Source organism: Rhizobium sp. F40D2, assembly GCF_051810745.2.
In the GTDB taxonomy this organism is placed as follows: domain Bacteria; phylum Pseudomonadota; class Alphaproteobacteria; order Rhizobiales; family Rhizobiaceae; genus Rhizobium.
Genome location: NZ_JBPWQX020000002.1, coordinates 366,763 through 384,122, shown reverse-complemented (window position 1 = coordinate 384,122; position 17,360 = coordinate 366,763). Strand labels below are relative to the sequence as shown.

The following is a 17,360-nucleotide window of genomic DNA, read 5'->3' as shown; positions in this document are numbered from 1 at the left end:
ATGCTGCCGACCATTCTTGATCTGACCAGCCTTCGCGCAGCCTACGAGGCAGGCAAAAGCCCGGTCGATGTCATCGAGACCGTCATTCTTCGTCGCGCCGCCTCGGAAGATCCGGCAATCTTCATCACGCCGACACCTGACGACACATTGCGGGCCGAAGCACGATCCCTGATGGAACGTGCACCCGAGCCAAACAGCCTACCGCTGTGGGGGATCCCCTTCGCGGTGAAGGACAACATCGACGTGGCGGGGCTGCCGACGACCGCCGCCTGCCCGGCTTTCGCCTATAATCCAGAAAAGGACGCAACGGTCATTGCACGATTGCGGGCAGCAGGTGCGATCGTGATCGGCAAGACCAATCTCGATCAGTTTGCGACTGGTCTCAACGGCACACGCTCTCCCTACGGAGCGCCGCGCTCGGTCTTCGACAAGAACTATGTGTCGGGCGGCTCGAGCTCCGGCTCGGCGGTTGCCGTTGCCTCAGGCCTGGCAAGCTTCGCGCTTGGAACGGACACGGCCGGCTCCGGTCGCGTGCCGGCCGCTTTCAACAACCTCGTCGGCATCAAACCGACACCTGGACTGGTGCCGAATGTCGGCGTCGTGCCGGCCTGCCGCAGCGTCGATGTCGTTACCGTCTTTGCCTCAACGGTCGGCGACGGCGTCGCGGTCCGCAAGGTGATGGAGGGCTACGATGGCGCCGATCCATTTTCGCGCAGGGCGGCTCCCTCCAGCCTGCCCGCCTCCGGTCTGCGGATCGGTGTGCTCGACGAAGCCGAGCGGGAATTCTTCGGCAACAGCCACGTTGAAGCACTCTATGACGCCGCAATTAAAAGGGCGCGCGCGCTCGGCGCCACGATTGTTCCCTTCGACTACGCACCGTTCCGACAGGCGGCCGAACTGCTCTACAACGGCCCCTGGGTCGCCGAACGGCTGGCGGCGGTCAAGGCGTTTCTGGCAACGAACAACGGCGACTTCGACCCGACGGTGCGAACCATCATCGAAGGGGCAAAAGCCTACGACGCGGTCGACGCTTTCGAAGGGCGTTACAGGCTGGAAGCCTTGCGGCAGAAAACCAAGACAGAATGGGAGAAGGTGGATCTTCTAATGCTGCCGACGTCACCCACCACTTACACCGTCGAAGAGATGAAGGCGGATCCGATCGTCAAGAACGGCCATTTCGGCCGCTATACCAACTTTGCCAACCTGCTCGATTGCGCGGCGATCGCCGTTCCCGCCGGCTTTGACGCCAATGGCCATTTGCCTGCGGGTGTGACGTTTGTCGGGCCTGCTTTCACCGACGATGCGCTGGCGCCATTCGCCGACGCGATGCACCGGGCGGCGGACACCGGAATGGGCAAGGACCGCAAAGCCGCGCTGCCGGAAGCAAGCCGCGTGGCGCCTCCGTCCGACGACTTCGTGCCGATCGTGGTCGTCGGCGCGCACCTGACGGATATGCCGTTGAATCACGAATTGACGCGACCGGGCGGCTACAGGCTGAGACGCGCACGGACCGATGGCAGCTATCGGCTCTTTGCGCTCCATGGCACGATCCCGCCCAAGCCGGGGTTGGTCCGTGATCCGGGCTTTACGGGCTATGGCGTGGAAGTCGAAGTGTGGGCCCTGCCTCCAGCGGCATTCGCCGGTTTCGTCCAGAACATTCCGGCGCCTCTTGGCGTGGGCAAGATCACGCTCGACGACGGAAGCTGCGTCACGGGATTTCTCTGCGAGGCACATGCCGTGACCGGCGGGCGAGAGATCACCGAGTTCGGTAGCTGGCGCAACTATGTTCGTGGCACCGGTTCCGCGTGAGCAGGGGTGCGAGGATGCGAGAACTTCTTTCAAGAGCAATGCAGCTCGTTCTCATGGGGTTCGTTGCCAGGACCAGCGCGATCTGGGTGGGCCGTCGACCGCGTTTCCAGCCAGTCGATAAATCTTCGCGATAAGCACGGCCCAGCGAAGGTCACGGCTGCTTTATTCGAAGAAGGCTACGGCGAGTGGCATTGCAAACAGACGCTGGAAAGCCTTCGCAAAACAGGTCATGAAGTGGATGCTTGCGCTACGCCAAAAAGCTCGGTCCATGCTCACGCCACGACCAACTCGCCTATCATGACGATCCCGGCAATATCGAGCTGGTGAAATCCCATGTCGATCGAGTGAAGCAGGCCGAAGGGCCGGTGCTGGTCGTACCGATCTGGAATTTCGGTTTCCCGGCGATCCTCAAGGTCAGTTCGAACGCATCCGGCTTCAAGGCGTCTCCTCCGAACTGATCGACGGCAAGGTGGAATCCCGGCTGCGCCCAGCGCCAATGGCACTTTCTCTGTCCACCGCTCGACGATCCTCACCGCCTGCGTTTGCGGTGCACAAATAGAGCGCTTCTGGAAACGCAGGCGCAGCACGATCGCACAAAAGATTATCATATTGCATGCCGGCCCAATAAATAGGCAATGCGTTGATTCCAGGCTTTCTTCTTTGTTTTCTGACGGTTATCAGCCATCACAAAACTGGCACGTTGATTGCAAGTCACTCTTCGCACCTGTCAACGGCGACTGGTGCGGATAGGCGCGGCATAAGCGCCTGCATTAGACACCGACGTCGCAAGGTCTTTGTCGTCCGGGATTCCCATCCCGCGACCGCAATGTCCGGCGGCGTTTTTTTGCGTCCGAATTCAGCCAGCAGAGGGGAACCTGCAGATGAAAAAGTTTTCGACGACTGGGATTTCGACAACCGGCATTACCCGCCGCCGCATGCTCAAGACGACGGCCACGGCCGCCCTTATCGGCGCCATCAAGACCGCCTTTCCTTCCGGCGCCTTCGCCGCTGGAGCCGGCCCTGAGGTGAAGGGCGCCAAACTTGGCTTTATCGCTCTCACGGATTCCGCGCCACTCATCATCGCCAAGGAAAAGGGCTTTTTCGATAAGCATGGTCTTCCGGAAACGGATGTCGCCAAACAGGCGTCCTGGGGCGCCACTCGCGACAATCTGGTGCTGGGCGGGGCGGCAAACGGCATCGATGGCGCTCATATCCTGTCGCCGCTTCCCTATCTTATGCATACCGGCAAGGTGACGCAGAACAACAAGCCGGTGCCGATGGCGATCCTCGCCCGGCTCAATCTCAACAGTCAGGGTATTTCCGTCGCCAAGGAATATGCCGAAACCGGCGTCCAGCTTGATGCCTCCAAGCTGAAGGCCGCCTTTGAGAAAAAGAAATCGGAAGGCAAGGAAATCAAAGCCGCCATGACCTTCCCTGGCGGCACTCACGATCTCTGGCTCCGCTATTGGCTCGCCGCCGGCGGCATCGATCCGAACAAGGACGTTTCGACGGTCGTCGTGCCACCGCCACAGATGGTTGCCAACATGAAGGTCGGCAATATGGACGTCTTCTGCGTGGGTGAGCCGTGGAACGAACAGCTCGTCAATCAGGGCATCGGCTTCACCGCCGCGACGACCGGCGAGCTCTGGAAAGAGCACCCGGAAAAGGCGCTTGGTCTGCGCGCCGATTGGGTCGAAAAGAATCCCAACGCTGCCAAGGCCCTGCTGATGGCGGTCATGGAGGCGCAGCAATGGTGCGAAAGCATGGACAACAAAGCCGAGATGGCTGAGATCCTCGGCAAGCGCCAATGGTTCAACGTTCCGACGAAGGATGTGCTCGGCCGCCTCAAGGGAGACATCAATTATGGGAACGGCCGAGAGGTCAGAGCGACCGACCTCTATATGAAGTTCTGGAAAGACGGTGCTTCATACCCATTCAAAAGCCACGATACCTGGTTCATCACGGAAAATATCCGGTGGGGAAATCTGCCGGCGACGACCGACATCGCGGCACTCGTCAATCAGGTGAATCGCGAGGACATCTGGCGCGAAGCCGCCAAGGATCTTGGCGTCACTGCCGCCGATATTCCCACATCGGCTTCCCGCGGCAAGGAGACCTTCTTCGACGGCAAGGTCTTCGACCCTGAAAATCCCTCCGCCTATCTCGACAGCCTTTCGATCAAAGCTGCCTCCTGATTTCACCTCCGGCGCGCTCGGCGTGCCGGCCTTCTCTTCATGTGAGGAACACGCTGATGTTCGCCCTGGCAAATAAAGAAAATTCCTCAACGGCCGCCTCTGCCAAGCCGGCGGCAAAGGTCCTGCCATTTTCCGGCAAGCTTGGATCGCGGATTGATTTTCGTCGTGCAGCATTGAGCGCACTTCAAAATATCGTCCCGCCGGCCATCATGTTGGCACTTGTCCTCGTCCTCTGGCAGGCGCTCTGTTCATCAGCCGATGCCTCTCTGCCTTCGCCGCATCAGGTCTGGCAGGATAGCTACGACCTCATCGCCTATCCGTTTTTCAACAACGGCTCGCAGGATATAGGACTCGGCTGGCGCGTGCTGGTTTCGCTGCAACGCGTAGCTTATGGCTTTGGGCTTGCCGCGATCACCGGCGTCATCATAGGGGCGATCATCGGCCAATCGGTGTGGGCGATGCGCAGCCTCGATCCGATCTTCCAGGTGCTACGTACGGTTCCCCCGCTTGCCTGGCTGCCCCTGTCGCTCGCAGCCTTTCAAGATTCCAACCCTTCTGCCATCTTCGTTATTTTCATAACCTCGATCTGGCCGGTGATCATCAACACCGCCGTCGGCGTCCGCAATATTCCACAGGACTACCGCAATGTCGCCGAGGTGCTGCGGCTCAACCAGTTCGAGTTTTTCTGGAAGATCATGCTGCCTTCGGCAGCCCCTTATATCTTTACCGGCCTCCGGATCGGCGTCGGCCTCTCCTGGCTCGCCATCGTCGCCGCTGAAATGCTGACCGGCGGCGTCGGCATCGGCTTCTTCATCTGGGACGCGTGGAACTCGTCGCGCCTTCCAGACATCATCGTCGCGCTCGCCTATATCGGCATCGTCGGCTTCGCCCTCGACAAGCTGGTGGCCGCGCTCGGCAAACTCATTACCCGTGGCGCATAGCCAACTGAGGACCATACTTGATGAACGCCTATCTCAAGCTTGACCATATCGACAAACATTTCGATCGCGGCAGCGTGCGCGCCGAGGTCCTGAAAGACGTCAACCTGACGATTTCCGAGGGCGAGTTCGTCTCGATCATCGGGCATTCAGGCTGTGGCAAATCCACGCTGCTCAACCTCATTGCCGGCTTGACCAGGGTTTCGGCAGGCGCAGTGCTCCTGGAAAACCGCGAAGTCAACGAGCCAGGCCCGGAGCGCGCAGTCGTCTTTCAGAACCATTCGCTTCTGCCATGGCTGACGGTCTATGAGAACGTGAACCTCGCCGTCTCCAAGGTTTTCGGCAGAACAAAGACCAGGACCGAGCGGCGTGACTGGGTCATGTCCAACCTCGACCTCGTACAGATGGCGCATGCGAGGGATAAGCGGCCTTCGGAAATATCAGGGGGCATGAAACAGCGCGTTGGCATTGCCCGCGCGCTTGCGATGGAGCCGAAGATATTGCTGCTTGACGAGCCCTTCGGCGCGCTCGACGCGCTGACACGCGCCCATCTCCAGGACGCGGTGATGGAAATCCACGCCCGGCTCGGCAACACGATGGTGATGATCACCCACGATGTGGATGAGGCGGTGCTGCTCTCCGACCGCATCGTGATGATGACCAATGGTCCGGCGGCCCGCATCGGCGATGTGCTCGATGTGACCATGCCCCGGCCTCGCAATCGCATCGAACTCGCCTCCGACCGGACATATCTCAAATGCCGCGAAGCCGTGCTGAAGTTCCTCTATGAACGCCATCGGTTTATCGAAGCCGCGGAGTAGGCAGCGCGGCGCACATTGCAGTCGTCGTCTCTTCCTCAGTAGCGACCGAGGCCCGGCTCTAAGTCCCGCGCTCGGTAGCGGTTGCAAAGACGGCGCTGGCATCGCTGACGGTTTCCACATGCGCATAGGCCGCTCGCGCGGCGGCCGCGCCATCCGCCCGCATGATCGCCGTCACGATCACATCGTGCTCGTCATAGGATTTCGTCAATCGTCCCGCCAGTCGGAACTGCGCACGGCGGAAAGGCGCAAGCCGGGCGCGGCTTTGCGTTACCAGTTCGTAGATGTGCTCATTATGGGCGCCGCGGTAGAGCCGGGTATGAAACTCGGTGTTATGGGTGGCATATTCCTCGTGGGCGCCCCGATGCACGAGGCGCGCCGAGGCCCGGTGTTCGATTTCCAGCATCCGCCGCTCTTCGACCGTCATCCGCTCGGCGGCAAGCCTTGCGCAAATGCCTTCGAGTTCCGCCATCGCTTCGAACATCGAATGCAGATAGGTCTCGGTCACGTTGGTGACCACTGCGCTACGGTTCGGCTCACGCTCGACAAGCCCCATCGCGCCGAGTTCTCGCAGCGCCTCACGCACTGGGGTACGCGACACCTCGAAACGGGCGGCCAGCGAGATTTCGTCGAGTTTCTCGCCCGGCAGCATCTGCCCGGTCACGATCATATCGGCGATTGCCCGCACCATCTGTTCGACGGTCGTTCCCGCCCGGATAATTTCTCTGCGCCGGATCTGTTTCAAAGGAATCATTCCGCTTCTTCGTACTGCATACACATGCATTCTTGAACAAGCAAAGTCAAACATGGCTTAAAATATTGTTTTACATTCATAAAGTCCGTCAAGCCTGTATTTCTGGCAAAACATGCGACTCCTATGGAAAAATAATGCCTACGATATAGGCAATGCATAAATATTGAACGCATATGCGCAAGAAAATTGCATGCACTTTTTGGTGTCGATCAACACTTATCGAGATAAATATGCGAAATCAACGACATAAAAACTGGCACGGTCATTGCATACACTTTTCCGTAACCAGTTAAACGGGCGAAACCGCCGCAGGGGAGCATTCCGATGACCAAACTCCTTTCCATGAACCGCCGCAACTTTCTGCAAGCTGCCGCTGCCATCGCCGGCGCAGCGCCCGGCCTCCTTTCTTCGCGCGCTCTTGCGCAGAGCGCCCTTACCGTTGGCTTCATCTATGTCGGTCCGAAGGACGACTACGGCTACAACCAGGCGCATGCCGAGGGTGCAGCCGCCGTCAAGGCGCTGCCCGGCATCACCGTCGTCGAGGAGGAGAACGTGCCCGAAACCGTCGACGTTCAGAAGACGATGGAATCGATGATCAACCTCGATGGCGCGGGCCTGCTTTTCCCGACTTCCTTCGGCTATTTCGATCCGCACATGCTGGCGATGGCCGCCAAATATCCTGATATCCAGTTCCGTCACTGCGGCGGCCTCTGGCAGGAGGGCAAGCATCCGGCCAATACGGGCTCGTATTTCGGTTACATCTTTCAGGGCCAGTATTTGAACGGCATCGCCGCCGGCCACGCGACGAAAAGCAAAAAGATCGGTTTCGTCGCCGCCAAGCCGATCCCGCAGGTGCTGCAGAACATCAACGCCTTCCTGCTCGGCGCGCGCACAGTTGATCCATCCATCAGCTGCCAGGTGATCTTCACCGGTGAGTGGTCACTGGCCGTCAAGGAAGCAGAAGCCACCAACGCGCTGGTCGATCAGGGCGCCGATGTCATCACCTGCCACGTCGACAGCCCGAAGGTCGTCGTCGAGACTGCGGCCGGCCGCGGCGCCTTCGTCTGCGGTTATCACGCCAACCAGGGTCCGCTTGCGCCCGAGAAGTATCTGACCGGCGCCGAATGGGCCTGGGGCAACGTCTACAGTGATTTTGTCAAGAAGGCACAGACCGGCGAAAAGCTCGGCAATTTCGTGCGCGGCGGCCTGAAGGACGGTTTCGTCAAGATGAGTGCGCTCGGCCCAGGCGTTTCCGAGGCCGGCCGCAAGGCCTTCGAAGCAACCCATGCGGAGATGATGAAGGGCGGTTTCTCCGTCTTCAAGGGACCGCTGAAGGACAACAAGGGCGACACCGTCGTGACCTCCGGCAAGAGCTACGCCGAAGACGCGATCGAGCTCGAGAGCATGAATTATCTGGTCGAGGGCGTGGTCGGGTCGACGGCGTAGACCACGAAGGAGAAGCGCCATGACTGTCCAGGCCAATGCAATATCAGTCGCGGAAAAACCGGCGTCGCTTCGCCCGGCCCTCGAATGGATCGCGCGACATGCCGAACCTGTTGTCATCGGCCTTGCGGCCATTCTGATCGGTCTTGCGCTCTTCTCCCTCTTCATCCTGGCGATCGGCAAATCGCCAGCCATGCTCTTCCAGCTTATGTATACCGGCGGCTTCGGCAGCTGGTTTTCCGTGCAAAACAGCTTAAGCCGCGCCGCACCCCTTCTCCTGACGGCACTCTGCGTCGCCCTGCCCGCCCGCCTCGGCCTCGTCATCATTGGCGGGGAAGGAGCGGTGGTGCTGGGCGGCGTTGCGGCCGCAGCAATGGCCATGCCGCTTGCCGGCACTGCCCCTGTTTTCCTCACCCTTATTCTCATGGGCATCGCCGCTATGGTGATCGGCGGCATCTGGATCGGCCTTGCAGGTTTCCTGCGCCACTATCGCGGTGTCAACGAGACGATCTCGTCGCTGCTGCTCTCCTATATCGCCATCGCCTTGATGAACCAGCTCGTTGAGGGGCCGCTGCGCGACCCCGCCAGCCTCAACAAGCCTTCGACCACGCCGCTCCCATCGGAATATATGCTCGGCAACATTCCCGGCATGGACGTGCATTGGGGTCTTGTCATCGGCATCGTCGCCTGCATCCTTTCCTGGATCCTGATCGAGGTGACGAGCTTCGGTTTTGCCGCCCGCATCGCTGGCGGCAATGTCCGCGCCGCACAGATCCAAGGCCTGCCTGTGGGCAAGCTGATCGCCGGCTTCACGGCGATCGCCGGCAGTTTCGCGGGGCTTGCCGGCATGATCGAAGTAGCCGCCGTGCAAGGCAGCGCCAACGCCTCACTCGCTGCGGGTTACGGCTATACCGGCATCCTCGTCGCCTTCCTTGCGCGCCACAATCCACTGGCGATCATTCCCGTTGCCATCCTGCTCGGCGGCATCGATGCATCGGGCGGTCTCATCCAGCGCCGCATGGGCCTGCCAGACGCCACCGTTCTGGTGCTGCAAGGCACGCTCTTCGTCGTCATCCTCTTTTGCGAGACCTTTTACGGCCGCTTCAAGATCTTCAATCCCGACCTCTGGAAAAGGAGCCTCTGATGGAAGAGACAGGCATCGGCATATGGGGCGTGCCTCTCGGCATCCTCGCAGGCGCCATCCGCGTCTCCACGCCATTCATTTTCGTCAGCCTCGGCGAGACCATCACCGAACGCTCCGGCCGCATCAATCTCGGGCTTGAAGGCACACTGGTCTTCGGCGCCATGACGGCTTACGCCGTCGCCGTCATGAGCAGTTCGCCGTGGCTCGGCCTGCTCGCCGCCATGGCGACGGGCGCAGTCTTCGGCCTCGTCCATGGCTGGATCTGCAAATGGCCGAAAGTTAACGATATCGCGATCGGCATCGCCATGATGCAGTTCGGGCTCGGCCTTGCCTTCTTCCTCGGCAAGTCTTTCATTCAGCCGGCCGCTCCGCGTCTGCCGGCAATCCCCTTGGGCTCCTGGTCCACCATCCCACAGATTCAGGCGGCATTGAACATCAACGTGCTCTTCCTCCTCGGAGCGGCTCTCGCTTTCATCCTCTGGTGGGCCTTCAGGAATACCCGCATCGGTCTCGTCCTGCGCGTCGTCGGCGACAGTACCGATGCTGCACGCGCCATGGGCATCGATCCCGATCGCGTGCGCCTGCTCGCGACCGCCCTCGGCGGTTCGCTGGCGGCAATCGGCGGCGCTTATCTTTCACTCTATTATCCCGGGTCGTGGAACGAGGGCATTTCCTCCGGCCAGGGCCTTATGGCCGTAGCACTCGTCATCTTCGCCCGCTGGAACCCGATCGGCTGCTTCCTCGCCGCACTGCTCTTTGGCGGGGCCGGTGCACTCGGCCCGGCACTGCAATCGGTTGGCGTCACGCAGGGCTACTATCTCTTTTACGCCGCACCCTATGTGCTCACTCTGGTCATCATGATCGCCACCTCCTCGCCGACACGTTCGCTTGCCGGTGCTCCCGGCGCGCTTTCCCTCACGAAGTAAGCCCGAGAGAAGTAAAACAGGAAAGGAGCCAACCCTTGAACGGTCTTGGCGGATTGAACAAGTCGGAGCATGGCGTCGGCATTGGCCTCGTCCAGCTGCAGCTCCCCGTCACCGTGACAAGGGAAGATCTTGCGCGCCAGACGCAGGTCATCGTCGATCTCGTTGCCAAGGCGCGGCGCAATCAGCCGGGCATGGATCTCGTCGTCTTTCCGGAATACGCCCTGCACGGCCTGTCGATGGACATCAATTCGGAAATTATGTGCACGATCGACGGGCCTGAGGTGGCAGCCTTCAAGAAGGCCTGCAGGGACAATGCGATATGGGGCTGCTTCTCGATCATGGAGCTGAACCTTGAGGGCATGCCGTATAATTCCGGCATCGTCATCGACGACAAAGGGGAGCTGAAGCTCTATTACCGCAAGATGCACCCCTGGGTGCCTGTCGAACCCTGGGAGCCCGGCAATCTGGGCATTCCCGTCATCGCCGGGCCGAAGGGCGCCAAGCTGGCACTCATTATCTGCCATGACGGCATGTTCCCGGAGATGGCGCGCGAATGCGCCTATAAGGGTGCGGAAATCATGATCCGCACGGCCGGCTACACAGCACCGATCCGCGAAAGCTGGAAATTCACAAATCAGTCGAACGCCTTCTGCAATCTCATGGTCACGGCAAGTGTCTGCATGTGCGGCTCGGATGGTACCTTCGACTCGATGGGCGAAGGCATGATCTGCAATTTCGATGGCTCGATCATCGCCCATGCCATATCGGGCCGCGTCAACGAGATCATCACCGCCGAAGTGCGCCCCGATCTCGTACGCGAAGCGCGCCTTGGCTGGGGTGTCGAAAACAACATCTACCAATTCGGCCATCGCGGCTATGTCGCCGTTGCCGACGGCGCGAAAGATGCGCCCTATTCCTACATGCACGATCTCATCGCCGGCAAATACCGCCTTGCCTGGGAAGATCAGGTGAAGGTCACGGATGGCACATCCTGCGGCTTCGACAAGCCGGTGCGCCGCTACGGCGAAACATTCAAACTTGCGGGTGAATAGGAGAACAAGACGATGGACGCCATGGTCGAAACCAAAGGACATTATATCGACGCCGATCCCTATGCCTGGCCCTACAACGGCGCCCTGCGGCCTGACAATACCGCGCTCGTCATCATCGACATGCAGACGGATTTCTGCGGCAGGGGTGGCTATGTCGATCACATGGGCTATGACCTCTCGCTGGTCCAGGCACCCATCGAGCCGATCAGACGAGTCCTGGGAGCCATGCGTGCCAGAGGCTACCACATCATCCACACCCGCGAAGGCCATCGCCCCGACCTCGCCGACCTGCCGGCCAACAAGCGCTGGCGCTCACAGCGCATCGGGGCGGGCATCGGCGATCCCGGACCCTGCGGGCGCATCCTCACGCGCGGCGAACCCGGCTGGGACATCATTCCGGAACTCTACCCAATCGAGGGCGAGACAATCATCGACAAGCCCGGCAAGGGCTCATTCTGCGCCACCGACCTGGAACTGATCCTCAACCAGAAGCGCATCGAGAACATCATCCTCACCGGCATCACCACCGACGTCTGCGTTTCCACCACCATGCGCGAGGCGAACGACCGCGGTTATGAGTGCCTGCTGCTGGAAGACTGCTGCGGCGCGACTGACTACGGCAACCACCTTGCCGCAATCAAGATGGTGAAGATGCAGGGCGGCGTCTTCGGCTCCGTCTCCAATTCGCAAACGCTTGTGAGCCAGCTCCCATGAGCACGGTCCGCGACACTCCCCTCCCGCAAGCCGGCAAAGCCATCGGCATCGACACGATCGATATGACGATGCGCTTCGGTAGTCTCACCGCACTCGACCATGTGTCGATCAAGGTGCCCTCGGGCAGCTTCCACGCGCTGCTCGGCGAGAACGGCGCTGGCAAGTCGACCCTCGTCAAATGCATCATGGGCTTCTACCACGCCACATCAGGCGCACTTTCCGTCGATGGCCGGGAAGTGGCGATCGCTTCGCCGAAGGATGCGGCGACCTATGGTCTCGGCATGGTCTACCAGCACTTCACACTGGTCCCTTCGCTGACGGGTGCGGAAAACCTCGTCATCAGCCGCGCAGAAGTGTCTGCCGTTATCAATTGGGCGAAGGAGCGCCAGGATCTTGCGGCTTTCATGGAGCGTATGCCATTCAAGATCCCACTCCATCAGCCGGTGAGCGAGCTTGCCGCCGGAGAAAAGCAGAAGCTTGAGATCGTCAAGCAGCTTTACCTCGGTCGCTCCTTTCTGGTGCTCGATGAACCGACCTCTGTGCTGACGCCTGCCGAAGCCGACGAGATGCTCGGCCTCGTGCGCGGTTTGACCGAGCGCGGCGAGCTGACCGTGCTGATGATCTCCCACAAGTTCCACGAGGTCACGAAATTTGCCGATGCCGTCTCCATCCTGCGGCGTGGCAAGCTGGTCGGCACCGGCAGGGTGGGCGAGCTTTCCACCGCCGACATGGCGGCGAAGATGATCGGCGACGTGAAGCTGGCCGAGCTCGACACCCGCGTTCCGATTTCCGAAAGCGCCAAGCCCGTTCTGACGATCGAGAAAGTCAAAGCGCCGGATCGTTCGGGCCTCAAGACGATCGAGATCGACGATCTCACGGTTCGCTCCGGCGAGATCGTCGGGATTGCCGGCATTTCGGGCAATGGCCAGAAGGAACTGACGGAAATCCTCGCCGGCCAGCGGCCGGTCGATACCGGCCGCGTGAGCGTCAAAGGCCAATCCTATGGCGCCACACGCCCGGAGACCCGCAAAAACAATGTCCGCTTCATCCCCGAGGAACCGCTGCAGAATGCCTGCGCTCCACGCATGACGGTCAGCGAAAACCTCGCCTTCCGCACCTTCGATCTGAAGGCAGACGGCAAAGACGCGATCTGGCTGAACACGGGCAAGATGAAGAAACGTGCCGGCGACCTGATTTCCGACTTCAAGGTAAAGACGGCTTCTTCCTCCTCGCCGATTGCAGCGCTTTCGGGTGGAAATGTGCAGCGCGCCGTGCTCGCCCGCGAACTGACGGGCGAAGTGGATCTGCTGATCGTTTCAAACCCATGCTTCGGCCTCGATTTCTCGGCCGTCGCCGAAATCCGCGCCCGCATTATGAAAGCGCGCAATTCCGGTACAGCCGTGTTGCTGCTTTCTGAAGACCTCGACGAGCTGCTCGAAATGTCCGACCGCATCGTGGTGATTTCCGAAGGCAAGCTGGTTTACGAAACACCGGCACGATCTGCCGACATCGGGGTTATCGGCGCGCACATGGCGGGGCATCACCATGGCTGAGATCAAAGCAGAACCCTTCGCTTTTCCGGCGAAACATGACCAGCTCGCCCTCATCGTCATTGACATGCAGCGCGATTTCGCCGAGCCCGGCGGCTTTGGTGCCAGCCTCAGTAATGATGTCAATCGCATTACCAGGATCGTGCCGGAGGTCAAACGCCTCATTCAGGGCTTCCGCCATGCTGGTCTGCCGGTGATCCACACGATGGAATGTCACAGGCCCGACCTTTCGGACCTCCCGCCGGCAAAACGCGACCGCGGCAACCCGACGCTCCGGATCGGTGACGAAGGTCCAATGGGCCGCATCCTCATCTTAGGGGAACCCGGCACCGCGATCCTGCCGGAGCTTGCGCCGATCAAGGGCGAAGTGGTGATCGAAAAGCCTGGCAAGGGCGCATTCTACGCCACCGAGCTCGGCGACGTGCTGCAGCGGAAGGGCATCAGGCAGCTCGTCTTTGCCGGCGTCACAACCGAGGTCTGCGTTCAGACGACCATGCGCGAGGCGAACGACCGCGGCTATGAATGCCTGCTCGCCGAGGAGGCGACGGAAAGCTACTTCCCCGAATTCAAGGCGGCCGCTATCGCCATGATCCGCGCCCAGGGCGCGATCGTCGGCTGGACGGCCCACGTCGACGATATCCTGGAGAGCATCGCCCATGCCTGAAACCACACGCGAACTCCTGACGTCGGACGGCTGGAAGACGCTTGAATTCGGCCCCTTCCGCGATGACGTGACGATTCATTGGATCCGTCCTTTCGACGGTGACCAGCCGGGCGTGGCGCTCCTGAAATACCAGGCCGGCGCCAGCGTTCCTCGCCACCGGCATGAGGGGCTGGAAACCATTCTCGTTCTCGATGGAGTACAATCCGACGAAGCAGGCGATTACGTCAGCGGCAGCTATATCGTCAATGCGCCAGGCACCGAACATTCGGTCTGGAGCGATACCGGCTGTGTCGTACTGATCCAATGGGACCGGCCTGTGAAAATGCTCGAAGCGGAAATAGCATGAATCTGGCGATACCAGCTTCGACATCGATAGGCCGGGCAGCTGAAGCTGCTTGCCCAAAAAGTCCGGTCTAATGTCGAGATGAGAGGGCGTCGGTGATAAACTCGTCCTCCTGAAAATCAAACACGCGGCCGTCTCTCCGATGAGGCGCAGCCGGCCCAGCACAGTCCTTTCAAACATGGCCGATGTTCTCGAGCGGCTCAGTCTTATCAGTCGTCCTGTGGGTGGTCGTTATGATTGCTGACAGGCGGCGAAAGCCGGGTGATGCATGGTCTCAGTCTGAACTCCTCGCGATCTCTGATGCCGAGCCGAAAATGAAAAAGCCTGCCGCGGGAGGAGGTGCGGCAGGCTTTCATAAAATCCGAACAGCGACTGGGAGGAGGAGTGCCGCTGTTCCCTCAAACGTCCCTTGGGAGGAGTGGGGCCGTCTGAATTCGAAGCGCTGCGGGAGGAGGTGCATTGCTTCGATAGACACATCATACGCGCGTCATTATCAGCCACCAGAGCTTATGCTGCAGCGCAGCTATGCGCCAAAAGCACTGCTTCCTAGGAGCGCGCACAAATTGTAGCCAAGCGCGCCCGTCGAGCACACGCAGCGACCTGCTGCCCGCTGCTGCTAGACGAGCGTTGGCGAAGCGCGCAATCTCGTTGCGACGCTTCATAATATCCTTCCTCCTGCGCAAGAGACAGCTCCATGTCCCAATCTCGCGCCACCTGCGTCTACGCCAGTTTTGGAGATTGGAAACATCGTGCCATCAATAGCGACCCGTCAAATCCCCGCGAGCGCCACATATTTCAATTCTAGAAAGCCCTCAATCCCATACTTCGAACCTTCACGCCCGGTGCCGGACTGCTTGATGCCGCCAAAGGGAGCCATTTCGTTGGCGATCATTCCGGTGTTGACGCCGACCATGCCAGCTTCGAGTGCTTCCGCCACACGCCAGATGCGGGCCATGTCCTTTGCGTAAAAATACGAAGCAAGGCCGAATTCGCTATCATTGGCCATGGCGATGACGTCATCCTCGTCCTTGAACGAAATGATCGGCGCCAGCGGCGCAAAGGTTTCCTCCTTTGCCACCTTCATTGCCTGCGTCACGCCGGTGACGACCGTCGGCTCGAAGAACGTGCCCCCGAGGGCACTGCGTTTACCGCCGGAAAGCACGACCCCGCCTCTTGCGACGATATCCGCGACATGCTCTTCCATTTTCGCCACAGCCTTCTCATCGATCAGCGGCCCTTGGCTGATGCCGGCGTCGGTACCGCGACCGAGCGAAAGTCCCGAAACCTTGGCGAGAAGCTTTTCGGTGAAAGTGGCAGCGACACTCTCCTGCACGTAGATGCGGTTGGCGCAGACGCAGGTCTGGCCGGCATTGCGGAACTTGGAGATCATCGCGCCTTCGACGGCGGCATCCAGGTCGGCGTCGTCGAATACAATGAAGGGCGCGTTGCCCCCCAGTTCCAGCGACAAGCGCTTGATGCCGTCGGCAGCCTCCTTCATCAGCCAGCGGCCGACGCCCGTCGAGCCGGTAAAGGTGATCTTGGCAATCTTCGGATTGTGGCAGAACTCAAGACCGATTGGCTTGGCCTCGCCGGTCACGACCGAGAACACGCCCTTCGGCACGCCGGCGCGCTCAGCCAGAAGGGCAAGCGCCAGCGCCGATAGCGGCGTCTGCGAAGCCGGCTTCAGGATCATGCTGCAGCCAGCGGCAAGGGCCGGACCTGCCTTGCGGGTGATCATGCCGTTCGGAAAATTCCAGGGCGTGATCGCCGCACAGACGCCTACCGGTTGTTTCAGGACCATGATGCGCTGGCCGGCATTAGGGCTTGGAATAATATCGCCGTCGATGCGCTTAGCCTCTTCCGCGAACCATTCGAGATAGGCGGCATTGGAGACAACTTCACCCTTCGCCTCCGCCAGCGGCTTGCCCTGCTCGGTGGTCAGGATCAGCGCCAGATCATCGGCATTTTCGATGATGAGATCGTACCAGCGTTTGAGCACCTGCGCCCGTTCCTTGGCCGTGCGCCTTGCCCATAGCTTCTGGGCGGCCGCCGCGGCATCGATCGCTTCGGCGACAACCGCCTTGCCGAGATCCGGCACATTGGCAATCAGCGCCCCGTCGAAGGGGTCGGTGACCGCAATCGACCTGCCGTCGGGTGCGGTGATCCACGCACCGCCGACGAAAGCCTTATCTATGAGAAGCGCAGGGTCCCTGAGGGCAAGCGTGCGACGCTCGGTCATGATGCATGATCTCCTATGATCTTCAAAAGGGCGGGAACGGCCAGCGACAGGCCGGACAAGAGAAGCAGGCCGAAAGCCATGCGGCGGATGGACAAAGCAGACAGGGGCGGCGGCCACCTTTTGGCAACCAAGGTCATGATCATTACGACCGGAACGCAGAGCAGCCCCCACCAGAAGCCGCCGTGCGGCACCTCGCCGGCAGCCGCGACCATGGACAGCCGAATGACGGCGTTGACGGCAAAGACCGCTACTAGCGTTTCGCGGATGCTGACGGCCGGCAGCGGCTGCCGGTAGAGATGATAGACCAGCGGCGGACCGGCGGTGGAAAACAGGCCGCCCATCAGGCCGGCAACTGCCCCGAAGAACGCGAAGGAAGCCGTCGACGAGCGCACCGCCAGAGGCTCAGGTTTCAGCGCAAGCTGCAGGCTGGAGGCAATGATCACAACACCGAGCACAAGCTTCAGCCAATCGATGGACGTCGAAACCATCAAGCCCAGCAGCCAGTATCCGGCAGCAAGAGCCGCAAGGCTGGAGATGACGACCGGCCAGAATTCCGCCCAGGCGATATCGCGCCAGCCGCGTGCCAGGATCTGCGCCGCATTGACGAGCACCATGCAGCTGACGAGCACGGCGGCCTCGGGTAGCGGCATCAGCCCGGAAAGCCCGATGCCGCCCATCATGATCAGGCCGAGGGCAAAACCGGTCAGTGTCTGCATGTAGGCGGCAAGACCCGCCAGCACCAGAAGCCCTGCAAGACCGGCAGCGCTCACC

The 17,360-nt window shown here is 60.6% G+C and carries 15 protein-coding genes and 1 pseudogene; 13 read left to right on the top strand and 3 right to left on the bottom strand.

Going from position 1 to position 17,360, the window contains the following annotated elements; genetic code table 11:
• The 5 genes and pseudogenes from atzF (at nt 1) to ACS4RS_RS26530 (ending at nt 5,763) form a co-directional block, all read left to right on the top strand.
• Nucleotides 1–1,809, top strand: coding sequence for an allophanate hydrolase (gene atzF, locus ACS4RS_RS26550; RefSeq protein WP_439013018.1), 1,809 nt, complete (start codon nt 1–3; stop codon nt 1,807–1,809).
• A 117-nt stretch (nt 1,810–1,926) separates the two neighbouring features.
• Nucleotides 1,927–2,296, top strand: a pseudogene (locus tag ACS4RS_RS26545) (NAD(P)H-dependent oxidoreductase); the annotation flags it as partial.
• A 394-nt stretch (nt 2,297–2,690) separates the two neighbouring features.
• Nucleotides 2,691–4,004 (top strand): ABC transporter substrate-binding protein, encoded by a 1,314-nt coding sequence (locus ACS4RS_RS26540; RefSeq protein ID WP_439013017.1) that lies wholly within the window; start codon nt 2,691–2,693, stop codon nt 4,002–4,004.
• A gap of 56 nt (nt 4,005–4,060) precedes the next feature.
• Nucleotides 4,061–4,945: a nitrate ABC transporter permease gene (gene ntrB / locus ACS4RS_RS26535; RefSeq protein WP_439013016.1), complete on the top strand. Its 885-nt coding sequence runs from the start codon at nt 4,061–4,063 to the stop codon at nt 4,943–4,945.
• 20 nt (nt 4,946–4,965) lie between these two features.
• Nucleotides 4,966–5,763 carry a nitrate ABC transporter ATP-binding protein gene (locus tag ACS4RS_RS26530; RefSeq protein WP_439013015.1) on the top strand — a complete coding sequence of 266 codons (798 nt, stop codon included), beginning with the start codon at nt 4,966–4,968 and terminating at the stop codon, nt 5,761–5,763.
• Between the two features lie 58 nt (nt 5,764–5,821).
• Here ACS4RS_RS26530 and ACS4RS_RS26525 read toward each other — a convergent pair whose 3' ends face one another.
• Nucleotides 5,822–6,514: an FCD domain-containing protein gene (locus ACS4RS_RS26525; protein ID WP_439013014.1), complete on the bottom strand. Its 693-nt coding sequence runs from the start codon at nt 6,512–6,514 to the stop codon at nt 5,822–5,824.
• A 324-nt stretch (nt 6,515–6,838) separates the two neighbouring features.
• Between ACS4RS_RS26525 and ACS4RS_RS26520 the strand changes: the two genes are divergently transcribed.
• From ACS4RS_RS26520 to ACS4RS_RS26485, 8 genes are read left to right on the top strand one after another with little or no spacing between them, the layout of a single operon-like run.
• Nucleotides 6,839–7,960: a BMP family ABC transporter substrate-binding protein gene (locus ACS4RS_RS26520; protein ID WP_439013013.1), complete on the top strand. Its 1,122-nt coding sequence runs from the start codon at nt 6,839–6,841 to the stop codon at nt 7,958–7,960.
• A 19-nt stretch (nt 7,961–7,979) separates the two neighbouring features.
• Nucleotides 7,980–9,101, top strand: coding sequence for an ABC transporter permease subunit (locus ACS4RS_RS26515; RefSeq protein WP_439013012.1), 1,122 nt, complete (start codon nt 7,980–7,982; stop codon nt 9,099–9,101).
• Nucleotides 9,101–10,027: an ABC transporter permease subunit gene (locus ACS4RS_RS26510; RefSeq protein WP_439013011.1), complete on the top strand. Its 927-nt coding sequence runs from the start codon at nt 9,101–9,103 to the stop codon at nt 10,025–10,027. Before ACS4RS_RS26515 ends, ACS4RS_RS26510 begins: the two co-directional genes overlap by 1 nt.
• A gap of 35 nt (nt 10,028–10,062) precedes the next feature.
• On the top strand, nt 10,063–11,079 hold the full coding sequence (locus ACS4RS_RS26505; protein WP_439013010.1) for a formamidase: 1,017 nt from the start codon (nt 10,063–10,065) through the stop codon (nt 11,077–11,079).
• A gap of 12 nt (nt 11,080–11,091) precedes the next feature.
• Nucleotides 11,092–11,793: a biuret amidohydrolase gene (gene biuH, locus ACS4RS_RS26500; protein WP_439013009.1), complete on the top strand. Its 702-nt coding sequence runs from the start codon at nt 11,092–11,094 to the stop codon at nt 11,791–11,793.
• Nucleotides 11,790–13,346, top strand: a complete 1,557-nt coding sequence (locus tag ACS4RS_RS26495; RefSeq protein ID WP_439013008.1) for an ATP-binding cassette domain-containing protein — start codon at nt 11,790–11,792, stop codon at nt 13,344–13,346. The genes biuH and ACS4RS_RS26495 overlap by 4 nt, the downstream gene beginning before the upstream one ends.
• Nucleotides 13,339–14,007: an isochorismatase family protein gene (locus ACS4RS_RS26490; RefSeq protein WP_439013007.1), complete on the top strand. Its 669-nt coding sequence runs from the start codon at nt 13,339–13,341 to the stop codon at nt 14,005–14,007. Before ACS4RS_RS26495 ends, ACS4RS_RS26490 begins: the two co-directional genes overlap by 8 nt.
• Complete coding sequence (locus ACS4RS_RS26485) at nt 14,000–14,353, top strand: cupin domain-containing protein (RefSeq protein WP_439013006.1); 354 nt, start codon at nt 14,000–14,002, stop codon at nt 14,351–14,353. The genes ACS4RS_RS26490 and ACS4RS_RS26485 overlap by 8 nt, the downstream gene beginning before the upstream one ends.
• A gap of 766 nt (nt 14,354–15,119) precedes the next feature.
• Here ACS4RS_RS26485 and ACS4RS_RS26480 read toward each other — a convergent pair.
• Together ACS4RS_RS26480 and ACS4RS_RS26475 are read right to left on the bottom strand one after the other, a co-directional pair.
• Complete coding sequence (locus ACS4RS_RS26480; protein WP_439013005.1) at nt 15,120–16,589, bottom strand: NAD-dependent succinate-semialdehyde dehydrogenase; 1,470 nt, start codon at nt 16,587–16,589, stop codon at nt 15,120–15,122.
• The gene (locus tag ACS4RS_RS26475; protein WP_439013004.1) at nt 16,586–17,359 is read right to left on the bottom strand and encodes a TSUP family transporter; all 774 of its coding nucleotides are present in this window, start codon (nt 17,357–17,359) and stop codon (nt 16,586–16,588) included. The genes ACS4RS_RS26480 and ACS4RS_RS26475 overlap by 4 nt, the downstream gene beginning before the upstream one ends.
• Nucleotide 17,360 lies beyond the last annotated feature (1 nt).